At 53.2% G+C, this 331-nt stretch carries 1 protein-coding gene; it reads right to left on the minus strand.

Annotation, left to right across the window (positions count from 1 at the left end; genetic code table 11):
* A partial coding sequence (locus PZH32_RS12055; RefSeq protein ID WP_275208498.1) for a hypothetical protein occupies nt 1-281 on the minus strand: 281 nt, incomplete at its 3' end.
* Nucleotides 282-331 lie beyond the last annotated feature (50 nt).

The raw sequence follows: 331 nt of genomic DNA on the forward strand, positions 1-331 counted from the left end.
TCGGCGTCGTGATCGTCGATCGGAATCAGAGCAACGGACAGCACGCGCTCGGGCGCTATGCCCACGAGGGCTACGACAACGCAGAAAATAACGAGGCATGTAAGGGCGATGTTCGAGCCCTCGGTGGAGTCAAGCAAAAACCCCAATTGGCTACCGGCTAAAATGCCGACGGATTTAAAGCCGTGACTGATGCCCATGGTCTTCGAGGGCGACATTTTAGATTGGTAAATCAAATAGAAAATGTTGGTGTCAAAGGCCACGTTCATGAGGAAAAGTGGCACGGAGGCGCATTCTGCCAGGATGGCCGATAGAATGCTGTTTCCGTTCTCGG

Origin of the sequence: Adlercreutzia equolifaciens (genome assembly GCF_029076695.1) — a bacterium.
GTDB lineage: Bacteria > Actinomycetota > Coriobacteriia > Coriobacteriales > Eggerthellaceae > Adlercreutzia > Adlercreutzia equolifaciens_A.